Annotated in this window: 15 protein-coding genes; 5 read left to right on the forward strand and 10 right to left on the reverse strand. The window is 74.5% G+C overall.

The annotated features are described in order from the left end of the window. Positions 1 to 618: a helix-turn-helix domain-containing protein gene (locus AGRA3207_RS18595; RefSeq protein WP_231335988.1), complete on the forward strand. Its 618-nt coding sequence runs from the start codon at positions 1 to 3 to the stop codon at positions 616 to 618. On the opposite strand, the gene AGRA3207_RS18600 is transcribed toward AGRA3207_RS18595, so the two are convergent. Together AGRA3207_RS18600 and AGRA3207_RS18605 are read right to left on the reverse strand one after the other, a co-directional pair. Beyond that, positions 608 to 946, reverse strand: coding sequence for a hypothetical protein (locus AGRA3207_RS18600; protein WP_231335989.1), 339 nt, complete (start codon positions 944 to 946; stop codon positions 608 to 610). The genes AGRA3207_RS18595 and AGRA3207_RS18600 overlap by 11 nt on opposite strands. Beyond that, a complete protein-coding gene (locus AGRA3207_RS18605) occupies positions 943 to 2,136 on the reverse strand; it encodes a zinc metalloprotease (RefSeq protein ID WP_273700054.1) in 1,194 nt (397 codons plus the stop codon). Before AGRA3207_RS18605 ends, AGRA3207_RS18600 begins: the two co-directional genes overlap by 4 nt. Before the next feature lie 161 nt (positions 2,137 to 2,297). Here AGRA3207_RS18605 and AGRA3207_RS18610 point away from each other — a divergent pair, with 161 nt between their 5' ends. Continuing rightward, positions 2,298 to 2,966: a class I SAM-dependent DNA methyltransferase gene (locus AGRA3207_RS18610; RefSeq protein WP_231335990.1), complete on the forward strand. Its 669-nt coding sequence runs from the start codon at positions 2,298 to 2,300 to the stop codon at positions 2,964 to 2,966. Here the strand turns inward: AGRA3207_RS18610 and AGRA3207_RS18615 are convergent. The 5 genes from AGRA3207_RS18615 to AGRA3207_RS18635 form a co-directional block, all read right to left on the reverse strand. Further along, positions 2,960 to 3,874: a hypothetical protein gene (locus AGRA3207_RS18615; protein WP_231335991.1), complete on the reverse strand. Its 915-nt coding sequence runs from the start codon at positions 3,872 to 3,874 to the stop codon at positions 2,960 to 2,962. The two genes, AGRA3207_RS18610 and AGRA3207_RS18615, sit on opposite strands and share 7 nt — an antisense overlap. Positions 3,875 to 4,195: 321 nt before the next feature. Then, on the reverse strand, positions 4,196 to 4,615 hold the full coding sequence (locus AGRA3207_RS18620; RefSeq protein ID WP_231335992.1) for an RNA-binding S4 domain-containing protein: 420 nt from the start codon (positions 4,613 to 4,615) through the stop codon (positions 4,196 to 4,198). Between the two features lie 22 nt (positions 4,616 to 4,637). Further along, positions 4,638 to 5,567 (reverse strand): 1-acyl-sn-glycerol-3-phosphate acyltransferase, encoded by a 930-nt coding sequence (locus AGRA3207_RS18625; RefSeq protein WP_231335993.1) that lies wholly within the window; start codon positions 5,565 to 5,567, stop codon positions 4,638 to 4,640. Between the two features lies 1 nt (position 5,568). Further along, a complete protein-coding gene (locus tag AGRA3207_RS18630) occupies positions 5,569 to 6,393 on the reverse strand; it encodes a patatin-like phospholipase family protein (RefSeq protein WP_231335994.1) in 825 nt (274 codons plus the stop codon). 536 nt (positions 6,394 to 6,929) lie between these two features. Continuing rightward, positions 6,930 to 7,955, reverse strand: a complete 1,026-nt coding sequence (locus AGRA3207_RS18635; protein WP_231335995.1) for a DUF2382 domain-containing protein — start codon at positions 7,953 to 7,955, stop codon at positions 6,930 to 6,932. Positions 7,956 to 8,340: 385 nt separating this feature from the next. Between AGRA3207_RS18635 and AGRA3207_RS18640 the strand changes: the two genes are divergently transcribed. Both AGRA3207_RS18640 and AGRA3207_RS18645 read left to right on the forward strand, forming a co-directional pair. Then, positions 8,341 to 9,372, forward strand: a complete 1,032-nt coding sequence (locus AGRA3207_RS18640) for a matrixin family metalloprotease (RefSeq protein ID WP_231335996.1) — start codon at positions 8,341 to 8,343, stop codon at positions 9,370 to 9,372. Positions 9,373 to 9,469: 97 nt separating this feature from the next. Continuing rightward, on the forward strand, positions 9,470 to 9,883 hold the full coding sequence (locus AGRA3207_RS18645; RefSeq protein WP_231335997.1) for a hypothetical protein: 414 nt from the start codon (positions 9,470 to 9,472) through the stop codon (positions 9,881 to 9,883). A gap of 22 nt (positions 9,884 to 9,905) precedes the next feature. Here AGRA3207_RS18645 and AGRA3207_RS18650 read toward each other — a convergent pair whose 3' ends face one another. The 3 genes from AGRA3207_RS18650 to AGRA3207_RS18660 form a co-directional block, all read right to left on the reverse strand. After that, complete coding sequence (locus AGRA3207_RS18650) at positions 9,906 to 10,454, reverse strand: class E sortase (protein WP_231335998.1); 549 nt, start codon at positions 10,452 to 10,454, stop codon at positions 9,906 to 9,908. Positions 10,455 to 10,676: 222 nt separating this feature from the next. Further along, entirely contained in the window at positions 10,677 to 12,119 is a 1,443-nt protein-coding gene (locus tag AGRA3207_RS18655; RefSeq protein ID WP_231335999.1) for a chaplin family protein, read from the reverse strand. A 319-nt stretch (positions 12,120 to 12,438) separates the two neighbouring features. Continuing rightward, on the reverse strand, positions 12,439 to 13,347 hold the full coding sequence (locus tag AGRA3207_RS18660) for a hypothetical protein (RefSeq protein WP_231336000.1): 909 nt from the start codon (positions 13,345 to 13,347) through the stop codon (positions 12,439 to 12,441). A gap of 514 nt (positions 13,348 to 13,861) precedes the next feature. On the opposite strand from AGRA3207_RS18660, the gene AGRA3207_RS18665 reads away from it, so the two are divergent. Then, the gene (locus AGRA3207_RS18665; protein WP_231336001.1) at positions 13,862 to 14,155 is read left to right on the forward strand and encodes a hypothetical protein; all 294 of its coding nucleotides are present in this window, start codon (positions 13,862 to 13,864) and stop codon (positions 14,153 to 14,155) included. Positions 14,156 to 14,175: the final 20 nt, after the last annotated feature.

Raw genomic sequence — 14,175 nt, forward strand, 5'->3', positions numbered from 1 at the left:
ATGGAACACGCTCCCGGGATCGCCGGAACGCTCGCCGAGATCGGCCCGCGGCTGAAGCGCCTGCGGACCGGGCGCGGCGTCACCCTGGCCGCGCTCGCCGAGGCCACGGGCATCTCCAAGAGCACGCTGTCGCGGCTGGAGGCCGGGCAGCGCAGGCCCAGCCTCGAACTGCTGCTGCCGATCGCGCAGGCCCACCAGGTGCCGCTGGACGAGCTGGTCGGCGCGCCCGAGGTCGGCGACCCGCGCGTCCCGCTCACGCCCCGAGCCGCCAACGGCCGGACGGTGGTGCCCCTGACGCGCCGTCCCGGTCCCCTCCAGGCGTGGAAGTCGATCATTCCCGCCGACCAGAACGAGCCGGACCCCCGCACCCACGAGGGCTACGAGTGGCTGTACGTCCTGTCCGGGCGGATGCGGCTGATCGTCGCCGACCACGACCTGGTCATGGAGCCGGGCGAGGCCGCCGAGTTCGACACCCGGCTCCCCCACTGGTTCGGGCCCGCCGGCGACGAGCCCGTCGAGATCCTCAGCCTGTTCGGCCGCCAGGGCGAGCGCATCCATCTGCGCGCCGCCCCGCGCTCCCGCCCCCCGGAGCCGTCCCGGGCGGGCGTCACCGCGTGATCGCGAGCATGTCCTGCGTGCGGGAGACGACCGTGATCTCGTAGGGTGCGGCGCGTCCCTGCGGGAAGGTGACGCCGATCCGGCCCGCCCCCTGCGCGGCCCAGCGGCCCTGCACCTCGTAAAGCCGGTCGTCGGGGCCCGGACGGCGCTCGACGAACGTCCCGTCCGGCCGGAACTCCAGGCCGCCCCGCACCCGCCGCGCCGGGCGGAACCGGTAGGCGGACGGCCGGTACACCTCCGTGGTGCCGGTGTCCTCCTCGAAGGAGTGCAGCCACGAGCCGGTGACGTCGGGCGGCGCCGCGCCCACGGTGCTCTCGCCCTGGCTCATCGGCCATCACCGGTGACGATGCCGAGCGCGTCCTGGACCTCGCTGAGAACCTCCCTGAGCAGCCGTTCCACCTCGCTGTCGTGCGCGGCGTGCCCGTTCCCGCCGGTCGCCGCCGCGGCCGGGGCGGCGGCGGGCGCGGCGGGCGCCGGGGCCGCGGCAGGGGCCTGGGGCGGGACCGAGGGAGCGGCGGGGGCCGCCGCCTCCGAAGGCGCTTCGGCGGCCGGGGCCGCGGCAGGGGCCTTGGCGGTGCCGACCTGGTGGGCGACGACGAACGACGCCCGGGCCCCCTCCAGGCACGCGTCCATCCGCTCGCTCTGCCCCCGGGTGAACATGAACATGGCCTCGTCGTCGACGTAGTCCATGTAGTTCATGAACATGTCCCCATTTGGCCCGTTGTCGCAGGTCACGTGGGGGAACGCGGGCTTGCCGGTATTGGAGGACGCCTGGTTGGGCGTGTCGCCGACGCGGTCGTCGTTGCTGCATGCGCCGTCGTCGTCGCCCCAGATGTGCAGGAGGTCGAGCCAGTGGCCGATCTCGTGCGTCGCGGTGCGCCCGCCGTCGAAGGGGGACGCGGCGCACCCGGTCGTCCCGAAGGCCGTGTGCAGGATGACCACGCCGTCGGTCTGCGGCGGGCCGCCGGGGAACTGCGCGTAGCCCAGCAACCCGCCTTGAAGCTGGCAGACCCACAGGTTCAGGAACTGGTCGCTCGGCCACGGGTCGGCGCCGCCGGTCTCGGCGGCCTTCACCGTGTCGCTCGTGTCGAACCCGTCCCGGTCGGTCTCGATCCGGGTGATCCCCTCCGTCGGGTTCCCGAGCGGGTCCCGGGTCGCGAGCGCGAACTCGATGCGGGCGTCGGCGACCAGGGGGCGCCACACCTCGGGCACCTGGGACACGTCCGCGTTCGCCGCCCGGAAGTCCCGGTTGAGGACGTCGATCTGGCTGTGGACCTGGGCGTCGCCGACGTTCTGCTCCGGATGGGCGGGATTGTGGACGACGTGGACGACGACGGGGATGGTCAGCACCTCGTTGCGGACCGCGCTGCGCCGTCCCGTCTCGTACTGGAGCGCGCGGTTCTCGATGCGCGCGCGCTGGGCGCGGTAGGTCATGCTGTCGTTGAGCAGTCTCCGGTGGACGAGCATGGTCCCGCAGATGTCGCGCGCCGGGGCCGGGAAATTGGCGGATTGAGTCATGGCTGGTCCCCTTCGATCGGACGGTGTCGGCCCGTTCACCCCCGCCACATGTCGGGACGTTCCACCACACTTCCCACCACAAGCCCCATAAAGGGCAAATCCTCACCCAGGCACACCGGTCCCATCCGTCGGCCTGTCCACAGGGGTTATCGTCGTCGCCCGTGACCGAAGCAGACACCAGGACCGCCTACGACGCCGTCGCCGCGCTCTACGCCGACCTGTTCGGCGACGTCGGCGGGCACCACCCTCTGGACCGGGCCCTGATCGCCGGGTTCGCCGAGCTCGCCGGGGACCCGGTCGCCGACCTCGGCTGCGGGCCCGGCCACCTGACCGCCCACCTCAGCGCGCTCGGCCGCACCGCCTTCGGCCTCGACCTGTCCCCGGCGATGATCGCGCTGGCCCGGCGGGCGCACCCGGCGCTGCGGTTCGAGGAGGGCTCCCTGACCGCCCTCGCCCTGCCGGACGGGTCGGTCGGCGGCGCCCTCGTCTGGTACTCGACGATCCACACCCCGCCCGGACTGCTCCCGGACGTGCTCGCCGAGGTCCATCGCGTCCTCGCCCCCGGCGGCAGGCTCCTGTTCGGCTTCTACGAGTCCCCCGACACCGTCCGGCCGTTCGACCACAAGGTGACGCGCGCCTACCGCTGGCCGCTCGGCCGCCTCGCCGGCCTGCTGGAGCAGGCGGGACTCGCCGTGGAGGCCCGCGCGTCCCGCGAGCCCGTGGAGACCGAGCGCTTCGGCCAGGGCCGCCTCCTGGCCCGCAAGCCACCGGCCCCTCGACCGCCTGCCCCTGGACCGCCTGGCCCTCGCCCACCGGGCCGGGCTCAGTAGGCGGCCTCGTACAGGGAGGCGGGAAGGTCGTACACCATCGCGTGCACCGCCTCCTCCAGCGACCGGTCGTCGGACCGGTCGTCGCGCACGACGCATCCCCGGATGAGGGCGAGCAGGCCCGTCCCGGCGAGCGTCCTCTGCGCGGCACGGTCGATGACGCCCGCGCGGGGGTCGGCGAGGGCGCGCAGGGCCGTCCCCTCCATCATGGCGCTGATCAGATCGACGAACTCGTCGATCGTGAGCCCCGGGCGGAGCCGCAGGCCCCGCGCCCGCATGAGGTCCTCGCAGATCTCCGTCCACGGCTCCTTGATCTCCCGGAAGTTCTCCGCCATCGCCTTCTGGATCACCTCGTCGCCCTCCGCGGCGGCGGTGACGAAGAGCTCCAGGCGGAAGCGGGGACGGTCGACCAGGGTCAGGATGTTCCAGAAGCCCAGCCGGTGCAGGGCCTCCACGTAGTCGGGGCCTTCGAGCAGCCGTTCGAGGATGTCGGCGGCCTCGGCGGCGTCGCAGTGGCTCGGGTGGGAGGACCACAGCCCGAACCGCAGCAGGTCGGAGATGAAGTCCGAGTGGCAGCCCCACGTGGACCGCAGCGTCGAGACGCTCCCCATCCGCGGGAACGGGTCGGGGTTCGTGCCGACCTCGGCGACGACGGCCCGCTGCGACAGGAAGGCGAGCAGGGGGCGGTCGATGGCGTTCACGTCCTCCGGGTCGGCGGACGTCCGGACCGCGCACGGCCCGAGGTGCCGTCCGATCAGGCGCATGCCCGCGGCCAGGTAGGCCGCGGTCACCGGATCGTTGGCGAGCCTGTCGCGGCTGGCGGGGGTCCGCCGGTTCAGCCGCCGCAGGACTCCCGAGAGGTCCTGGTCGTAGGGGTAGGGAAGCCGGTGCTTCACGGTCCGCTCGTCCACGTCTGCATGGTCTCCCCGCGGTGGCCCGGTGTACAGGCGCGCGCCTGCGCGGTGGTGCGCACCTGCGCGGTCTCGGGTGCGCCCGCGCGGGTGCGCACCGGACGCGGCGGCGCCCGGTCGCCTACAAAAGGTGGTGGCGGGATGCGGTCCGTTCTTCCCCGTCGCCCGCCGGCCGGCCGGCGAGGTCACGCGGGGGTGCCGCGCCGACCGGATCCTCCGGCGGTCACGGCGGCGGGAAGAGGCGCGACGCGGGGAGGCGTTCCAGGACCGCATCCCGCCTCGGCCCGGGGGCGGCACGTCCGGCGGACGGCGGGCCTGCCGTCAGGAACCGTCCTCCGAGGGGGTGGACAGGTCGTGGGCGGCGCGGCTCTGGTGCAGGGCGCGGAGCCGGTCCAGCTCACGGCGGTCGCGTTTGGTCGGACGGCCCGCGCCGCGGTCGCGGCGGCCGATGGGGATGAGCGCCTCGCGCGGCGGCGGCGGAGGGCTCTTGTCGATCAGGCACTCCGCGGCGGCCGGGGCGGCAACCCGCTTGCGGACGAGCCGCTGGACGATCACGATGCGCTCGCGGCCGTCATGGCGCAGCCGGATCTCGTCGCCCGGGCGGACGGGGGTGGCGGGCTTGGCGCGCTCGTCGTTGACGCGGACATGCCCCGCGCGGCACGCGGTCGTGGCCATCGAGCGGGTCTTCAGGAGGCGCACCGACCAGATCCACAGGTCCACCCTCACCGTGCCCTCGTCCATGGCACGAGCGTACCCGCGGGGATCATGCGCGGCTCCCGGCCGCGATCCAGGCGTCGGCCTTCTGCCACTGCGTGTAGAGCCAGTCGACCTGCGCGCCGGCGCCGCGCGGGACGTCCTCGGCCGGGATGCGCCACCAGTGCGCGCGGACGGGGTCCGCGAGCGGGATGCGGCGCCAGACCTCGGCCGCCGTGGTGATGTGGTCGAGGCCGACGTGCGCGACGAACACGACGTCCGCGCCGGGCGCGGCGGCGAGGGCGGCGAGGACGCCGCCCGACCGGGGCGGCATCACGTGACGCATCCGCGCGGCGCGGGCCGCCTCGTCGAGGCGGCGGCGGCGCGCGAGGTGCCGGATGGCGCGGCGCCGGCGGGCCGGGGTGAAGTTGCCGCCCTCGGGAAAGATCACCAGGGCGTCGCGGGGGCCGAGGCCGGTGGCGAGCCGCTCGATGCCCGCGGTGCCGCCGCCGGGGACGACGAACGCGTTCGGCAGGCGGTTGCCGACGATGTCGATGCAGGGGTCGAACTGGAGCATGGCCTTCATGACGACGCGGGGACGCCGCCTGTAGTCGCTGAGAAGGTGGTGGACGAGCAGGAGCGCGTCCCCCGGCCCCGCGTGACGGCTGAGGACGATCAGGGGCCGGTCCTCGGACGGGCCGTCCCAGGTGCCGTCGACCCTGACGTCCAGGCCGAGCCGCCTCTCCGCGCAGGAGTACAGGCCCGCGACGTAGCGGCGGATGATGTCGTAGTGGCGGTCCGACCGGGGGCGGCGGAGCAGCCACTGCCAGGTGCACGCGAGCACGGCGCGGGATTCCAGGACGCCCCAGGCGAGGGCGAACGAGAGCAGGCGCCGGGGCCGTCCGCCGACGAGGGCCAGCGGGTACAGCACGAGGACCAGCAGGGTCAGGACGAAGAGGAGGGGCGTGCAGAGCACGCGGCGCACGATGGGGGGCGGCATGTCACACTTCTTTGAGGTACTTCAGGGACGCCTGGTAGGCGCGTTCGATGTGGGCGGCGATGCCGGAGACGTCCCGGTACCGCATCTGGGTGAGGTCGACGCCGGCCTTCCGCGGCCGTCCTCCGGCGGGCAGGACGTGCACGGACAGCCCGTCCGGTAGCGCCGCCATCTCCTCGAAGAAGCGGTGCCTGCGGGCGATCTCGAACGCGACCATGCCGACCTCCCAGGGACGGCGCGGGGGCGCGAGGTCGCGCTCGATGCGGCCCACGTGCAGGACGTAGATCGTGGTGGCGCCGAGCTCGACGGCGCGGCCGACGGGGATGCTGTGGACGAGCCCGCCGTCGTAGTAGTGCCGGTCCCCGACCCGCGCGGGCGGCAGCAGGCCGGGCACGGCGCACGACGCGAGGACGGCCGGGATGACCGGCCCGTCGGTGAACCAGTGGGCCATCGCGGTCTCGACGCAGGCCGCGACGCACTGGAACGGGACGGCGAGGTCCTCGATCCGCGAGGTCTCCAGCAGTTCGGCGAGCATCCTGCGGAGCGGGTCGTTCGCGTGCAGGTGCGTGCCGGAGCGGGCCAGCGTCCACAGCCGTGACCAGACGCGGGCGCCGAACACCGCGCGAACCCGCTCGTCCGACCACAGGTCCGTGAGACGCCGGACGGCGGTGCCGGGGTCGGCCGCGACCAGGGCCCCGTTCAGGGCGCCGACGGAGGTGCCGACGACGAGGTCGGGGCGCACGCCCGTCTCCTCCAGGGCCCGCAGCATGCCGATCTCGTGGGCGCCGAGGACGCCGCCGCCGCCGAGCACGAACGCCGTCCTGTCCATCCCCACGTCCTGACCGGGACCCGCCCCGGTAAACCGGCGGCCGGCCGCTCGCCCCAGCAAGCGGCCGGCCCAGGGGGTTGGTCAGTGGCGGGTCGTCAGGCCAGTGACCGGGCCATTCCGGGGGGTGTGGGGGGTCGCCCCCCCACAAGAGACCGGGCCGTTCCGGGGGGTGTGGGGGGTCGCCCCCCCACAAGAGACCGGACCGGACCAGCGGCCGATGGTGTGGCATCGTCTGGAACTTCTCCCGGGGCGCCCCTGTTTGTCAAGAAACCCAACTATTGGTCCTGATAGGCAGGCGAAAGCGCAAAAGAATCGGTGACCACACCTCAAGTCCGGAAGTTGACCTCTGTTTCGGATGAGTAACGAGAACACGTTCTGCGCGGGGGCGGACTGGACCGGTCCGGCCGGGTGGCCGCATCCGGCCACCCCGTCCTCCGGGGACGCCGCGCCGACGTGCCCGGCCGGACGGCGGGTGCGGCGGATCCGGCCGGGCACGCGTCATCCGGCAAGGGGCCCGAGGGCGCGTGCGGACGTCGTCAGGGCCTGCGGCGTCCCCGCTCAGCGCGGCCGGAGTCGGCGCCACGCCCGCGGTCGGCGCCGCGCCCGCGGTCGGCGCCGCGCCCGCGGTCATGGCGCGCGCCGTCCTCACGCGTCACCTCTATGCGCTCCTTGCGGAGTTCGGAGCGGACGGTCTGCTCGTCCTGCACCTGCTCGGTGTGGATGCGGACCCGCTCGACAGGCACGGTCTCCTTCGCCACGACCGGGCGCTCCTCGTACAGGATGATCTCCTGGTCGTCCTCGGTGAGCGTCACCTCGGCGTCGGGACGGCCGCCGGTGATCGGCTCGCGGTCGATCCTGATCTCCTCGTGCGAGACCGGGATCGTCCGCTCGACCGTCTCCGTCTCCACCCACTTGTGGACGCGGATGCGCCCGGACTCGTGGCGCTCGGTGCCGATGCGCATCTGCTCCTCGGAGCGGGTGATCTCGGTCATCGGGGCCTCGGCGCCCTGACGCGCCGACTGCGGAGGAAGGTCCTGCCCGCGCCTGCCCTGCCGCTCGGGATGCACGGCCATCCCCGCCGTCCCGGCGCTCCCGGCGGCCGTGCCCGCGGTGCCGGACGTGCCGGGCGTGCCCGAGGTGCCCGCGCTCGTGGGCGTGCCCGGCGCGGCCTTGCCCTGGGCGCCCGTCTCCGGGCGGTCCCCGGCCTGCCTGCCCGTGCCGCCCTCGCCCGGGGCGCTGCGGCCGCTCGGCGGGCGGACGCCGTAGTGCCGGTACAGATCGACGATCTGGGCGTGCGACAGGTGCTCGTCCGCGTCCACGTTCGGGGCGCCCTTGATGGTCTCCTTGTCGTAGGGGACCTGGAGCGCGTCCTGTTCCTTGCGCGCCCCGGACAGCGGGACGAAGCTCTCCCGCATCCCGAACCACCCGGTGTGCACCGTGACCCACTCCGGCGCGCCGGAGTCGTCGTTGAGGTAGACCTGCTTGATCGTGCCGACCTTGGTCCCGTGGGTGTCGGTCACGCTCAAGCCCATCAGTTCCCGGACCTGTGTCTCCGTCTGCACGTTGAACACCTCTGCTCTCGTGTCCGCTTCCGGAGTGGCGGGGTGGGGGCGGCCCGTCCGCGATGGCGGCGGAACCCGCCGGCTCCCGCCCCTCCGGTCGCGGTGGCTCTCGCTCGGGCGGCGGTCCGGTGGGCCCGGGCCCCGGCGCCCTGGTTCTGTTGATCCCGAGTTGCCGGATTACCTGCTGCTTTTCCGGATGAACCCGCAGTAAACCTGTTTGCATGACTATGGGGAACGATCTACGAAAGCCTTACATATCGTCATGAGAAGCCATTTGGTAAACGGCAGCCCCGCCAAATGGAGATCACTTTGGAGAAATGGCCGTTTGCCTATCGCGCCGCCGCGCAACACTCCGACCAACGATTCCGATCATCGGAGCACTGGTATGGACGCATTCCCGCCCGCGTGGCACCGGCACAGGAACGGGACCGTGGCGGCCGCCGCCGTCCTCGCGCTCACGGTCCCCCTCGCGCCCGCCGCCGCGGCCTCGCCCGGCGGCGCGCACCGGCGGCCGCCCGCCTGGTGCAAGCCCGGGCCCCTGACGGCCCGGGCGATGCCGGAGAAGATCAATCTCGCGCGGTGCGACCTGCGCGGCCGGACGGTCCGCGGCGCGAACGGCCTCGCGGTGGTCGTGCCCCGGGACGGCGCGTCGGTCACGGCGCACGAGCTGCGCACCGACGGCGCGGCGGAGCTGCGCGTCCGCGTCGACCCCCGCGCCGGGGAGATCACCATCTCCACCCGCGGCGCCCGGGTCCCGCAGGGCAGGCCCCGCGGGACGCGCGCGGCCCTCGACCCGTGCCAGGACGGCACGTACCGCGCGGAGCCGGGCAGGTGGCCGAAGGGCGGGACCGTGCGGTGGCACTTCAGCCCCGGGACGGGCGACCAGCCGGTCACGGGCATCGCCGCGGGCATCGCGAACATCGTCGGCGCCCGCACCGACTGCACGCCGGGACGGCGGTACGCGCCGCCGCCGGACGTGCGGGAGGCCAACGCGGGGCGGACGGACCGGACCCCGAACATCACCGTCCAGGCGGGCTGCGGGCCGCAGGACCGGATGAACACCTTCGGCTGGCTGGCCATGCGGGAGGCGGAGCCCGAGGTCCTCGCGGCGACCTGCCTGTGGTTCGAGGGCGGCAGGACGATCGAGACCGACATGGCGCTCCAGACCCACGGCAAGCGGTGGTGGCCCGGCACGACGGCCGGGGACGGCGCGGCCGGCGGATGCCCGGCGGGCGGCTACGACACCGCGGCCGTCGTGACGCACGAGTCGGGCCACGTGCTCGGCCTCTCGCATGTCGAGGGCCCGGAACACGCGAGGCTCACGATGGCGCCGTTCGTGCGTTCCTGCGATGACGGTCTCGCCACTCTCGGAAAGGGCGACTACGACGGCCTGATCTCTCTTTACGGGAGGCGCTGACCGGCATGGTCCGCGCCCTTCGGGCGGCAGGGTAAAAAGACCGGAAGCGTGGAGTGTCCCGCGCCTCCGTGCCGCGTCGCGCCCCTAGTGTCGCAACGTGGACAGCCATTTCTTCGGGGAATACGGCCGGTGGCAGGAGGAGGGCTGCCCGCCGCTCTTCCGCGCCGCCGCGCACGAGCGCCCCGCGCTGCTCGCGCTGCACGGCGTGGCCCGCCGCCTCGGCGCGGTCATCGCCCTGGCCGGTCCCGCCGGGGCCGCCGGGCTGGCACGGCGCGGCGAGCTGGCGCTGCTGCTGGCCGGGGTCCGCCACGTCACCGTCGCCGGCGACGCCACGCTGCGGTCCTGGGAACCGGCGGGCGTGCGGCCCGAGGAGATCCGCGGGCTGCTCGCCGGCGCCGTCGGTTCCGTCCTGGCCGCCGCCCTCGACCGCGACGGCACCGCGGCCCTCACCCACACCCGCAACATCGAGATGATGGTCGACTGCCACCCCGCCGCGGCCGCACGCCCCTGACACCCGCCCGCCGGGCGCCGGGTCAGCGGGGCCGGCGGGACGTGTGGTGGAGCGCCGCCACGACGACGAGGCGGCGGCGGTCCGATCCCCTCGGATGACAGCTGATGAGCGTGACGTACGTCCCGTCCGGGACGCTGCCCCGCTTGAAGGGGACCGCCTCCAGCGCCCGCCGATCCCGCGGCCTGATGATCCGCTTGCGCTTCACCCTGTAGACGTAGGACGCGCGGCCCGCGCTCAGGACGATCCGGTCCCCGCGCCGCAGCTCGTTGATCCTCCCGAACGGCGCGAGGTACGTCGTGCGGTGGCCCAGCAGGACCGTGTTGCCCTCCTGCCCCGGATAGGCCGTCCCCGGGTAGTGGCCGACCCCCCTCTGGAGCATCCTCGGCGCGATGCCGTGCAGGACGCGTGCCCGCAGGCCGATCCGCTTGATGCGGATCTTCGCGATCACCGCGCCCCGCCGGGCGCCGGCGGGCGCGGCGTGCGCCGGCGGCGCGGCCACGGCGGTGAGGAGCCCGCCGGTGAGCAGCCCGGCGGCGAGGGCCGCGGCCGGGCGGGACGTACGGTCGAGCATCGTCTGGCTCCCATCGCTCTGGTCCGGTCGCGGGAAGGAGGGGGCGGCACGTCTGCCGCCCCCTCCTCCTCGACCATGGTCGATCGTCGTGCGTCCCGGCCGTCTCGGCGGCCGGGGGTCCGGTGGACGGTGACGGCCCCGGGCCTGGTCGCCGGCGCTCCGCGGTGCGCCTGCCGCCCGGCCCCGGGCCGTCCGTCCGTGACGGGTCGTCCGGCGCCGGCGTCAGCCCACGAGCGGGGCGGCGACCTTCACCGGCGTCTCCTCCTGGAAGCTCGTCTGGACGAGGCCCGGCGCCTTGACGGGCGTGCTGCGCATCAGCTCACGCAGGATGGACGGGCGACCGGGCTCGGCCGCGGGACGGGGTGCGGCGACCCGCTTGGTGTTCGGCAGCTTGTGGTGCCCGGCCCCGGGACGGTGCTTGCGAGGCTTGCGCGGCTTGACCGGCTTCTCCCACTTCGGCGGCTTGTGCCACTTGGGCGGACGCGGCTTGTCCCCGCCGCCGTTCTCGACGCTCGCGCCGCCCTTGCAGGCCGCCTGGCTGATGCCGAGCACCGCGATGGCGTTGCCGCAGACGTCGATCGGCACGGAGATCGGCAGGTAGATCTGGTTGCCGCCGAGGATGCTGAAGTTCCCGGACGTCTGCATCCCGTCGCCGCCGCCGCGCTTGTTGGAGACCTGGGAGCCGCCCTTGCACCACGACTTGGCGATCCCGAGCACCGCGACGGAGTTGCCGCACACGTTGATCGGCGCGGAGATCGGCGCGTAGATCTGGTTGCCGCCGAGGATGCTGAAGTTCCCGGACGTCTGCATGCCGCCACCGTGGTGGCCGCCGTGGTGGCCGCCCCAGCCGCCGCCATCACGGGCGCCGGAGTCCTGCCGGCCGCCGGAGTCGCTCTGGCCGCCTACGAGACCGGCACCGCCGGTCGCACCGGGCCGGTCGGCCGGGACGCCGGGCCGGTCGGCCGGGACGCCGGGCCGGTCGGCCGGGACGCCCGGTCCGTGCTGGTCACTCGGGGCGCCGGGGTCGCGCTGGCCGCCCACGATCCCAGGGGCGTTCTGGCCGCCCGCGATGCCGGGTACGCGCTGGGTGCCCGTGGCGTCGGCGCCCCGGTAGCCGCTCGTCGTGCCGGTGCCGCCGGTCTCGCGCCAGCCGTGGTGCTTGCCGTGGTGCTTACCGTGGTGCTTCCCGTGGTGCTTGCCGTGGGAGCCGCCGTTGATGACCGACGCGCCGCCCTTGCACTGGGCCTGCGCGATCCCGAGCACCGCGACGGCGTTGCCGCAGACGTCGACGGGGACGCTGATGGGCGCGTAGATCTGGTTGCCCCCGGCGATCGAGAACATGCCCGAGGTCGTCATCCCGCCGCCACCGCCGCCACCGCCGTGGCGGTGGTTCTTGACGGACGCGCCGCCGCGCGACTTGCCCTGCGCGATCCCGAGCACGGCGATGGCGTTGCCGCTCACCTCGACCGGTACGGAGATCGGCGCGTAGACCTGGTTGCCGCCCAGGATGCTGAAGTTCCCGGACGTCTGCATTCCGCCGCCGCCGTGGTGGCCGCCGGTGGCGGACGCGGAGGGCGCGAGACCCGCGAGGCTCCCCGCTCCGAGGGTCACCGAGGCGGCGGCTACGAGGGCCGCGCGGCTCGTGTTCTTGGACCAGATTCGCATGCTGGTGCTCCTGTTCTTCTTCTCGGCGATTCGGGTGAATCGGTGGTTGGGATCGCCGCGCGGCCACCCGTCCGGGTGGGCGCGGCGCGCAGCGGCACGATGAGGCCCGCCGCGGTCCAGGAAGGTTCAAGGGGACGGCTCGTCCGGCGCATGGCGGCGGAACGGCGTCTAAGGGATGGGCCTGCCGGACGGCGATCCGTGTGGACGGCGCCCGGTGGATCGGGGCGGTGTCCCGCGGACGGTGGTGGTCCGGCCGGTGCCCGTGGGCCCGGGGCGCGGAACGCTCCCGGTGCGGGGCGTCCGGCGGCGGGCCGGGTGCCTAGTCGGGGACGACGGCCGGGCCGCCGGGCGCGGCGAGGTCGGCCAGCGCCGAAGGGTGGAACAGCCCCGTGCCCGGGGCGGGCGGCGCGGCCGCGTGGCGGTCGGCGCGGAGGTCGGCGATCGGGCCGAGCTGATGGCCGCCCGACAGTGCCCCGCTGCGCGGGTCGTCCTGCCCGGACGGGAGGACGGGCCCCGGTGCGGCCGGGGCTCGGTGCTCGGCACCGTAGTGCCGCCGGCCGTCGGCGGTGGCGACGGTCCCCTGGCGGGCGTCCGCGTGGGACGCCGTGACCGCGCCGCCGGACGCGCGGGCCGCGCTCCCGGCGGACGCCGCGGTGAGCGGCACCGGGCCCGGGGCCTGCGCCCGGGTGAGCAGGCCGTCCCTCAGCGCCGGGCGGGGCCCGGCCACCTCGGGGACGAGGCCGATCGGCGCGGCCGCGCGGACGGCGGGACGCAGCCGGTGCACGCCCGTCGCCGCCAGGTCACCGACGGTCCGGACGGCGCGGTCCTTGTCGCCGAGGACGTCGCGCCCGCGCGCCGTCGTGTAGGCCACCGGGTCGTCGCCGAGTTCGCGCATGTCGCGCTCGACGGCCGCCGTCAGGTGCCCGGCCGGGCGCGTCCCGTCGCCGGTGAGGTGGCGGACGGTGGCCAGCCCGCCCTCGGCGGCGGTCCCCCGCGCCTCGGCGGGTCCCCGCGCCTCCCCGGGAGCCGCGCGGCGCCCGCCGGCCGGGTGGTCGCTCTGCCCGGCCCCTCCGGGCTGCGCCGCGGACGCGGTGTCGCTCAGCGCGGAGAGGGCGAGCCAGCCGGCGACCGCGAACCCGGTGACGACGATCAGCCGTGCGAGGGCGTGCAGGAGCCCATACCGGTGCCGGGGGCGCAGTGCCCCGCGGTGCGTCGGTACGGTCTCCATTTCCGGTGTCCCCCTGGTCGCGTCGATCTTTTCCGGCTCGGCGGCGAACTGTCGGCACGACGGTAGCACCGCATCGCACAGAATCGCGGATTAATTGTTCGCCCGACGGCCGTGTCTTCTCAAGAAGTCACATAGATGCACGTCAGAGCGCTACCAAACCATGATCACCGAACTGAGACTTCCGTTCGCGCCACTCCACCCGCACTTTCCAATCGTTTACCCGACCATGAATTCCGACACAAACTCAGTCCCTTTTGATGACCGCGCGCGCCATTGACGGACCTTCGTCCGGTTTCCGGGATTTGGGCCGGGCGGATGTCCGGGATGAGGTCTCGCGCCCGCCTTGGCGGCGGCCCGGGGGCGGGGCGTGGTCAGCGTGCGGGCGAGGGCGGGCCAAGACCCGGCAAGGTCCGGGCGGAGATCGTTCTCCGGGCGTTCACCGGAAGACCGGGAGAAGTATGGCGGACGGTATCCGATGCGCTACATTCGGTGAGGTCTCTCAAGGAGCCCGCCGATGCCCGTCCCGCCGTCCGCGCTCGCCAGGCTGAGGCCGGCGCGCCGCCGTCCCGTCCCGGTCCGGGTCGCCCGCCGCTTCGTCACCCGCCCGACCTGCGACCTTCTCGGCGAGCCCGCTGACCTGGGCGTTCCGGAGGGTCCGGACGGCCCCGGCGAGTCCGCCGGGCCCGCGTGGGCGGGCCGGCGGCGGCGCTCGTCGTGGGCCTGGACGCTCTACTCCCGCTGGGAGTGGGTCACGGCCACCGCGCGGGCCGAGCGCGTGCTCCGCCGCTCGCGCCCGCCCTGGAGGTGACCGCGGCCCCGCCGGGTTGA

The organism is Actinomadura graeca, assembly GCF_019175365.1.
Lineage (GTDB): Bacteria > Actinomycetota > Actinomycetes > Streptosporangiales > Streptosporangiaceae > Spirillospora > Spirillospora graeca.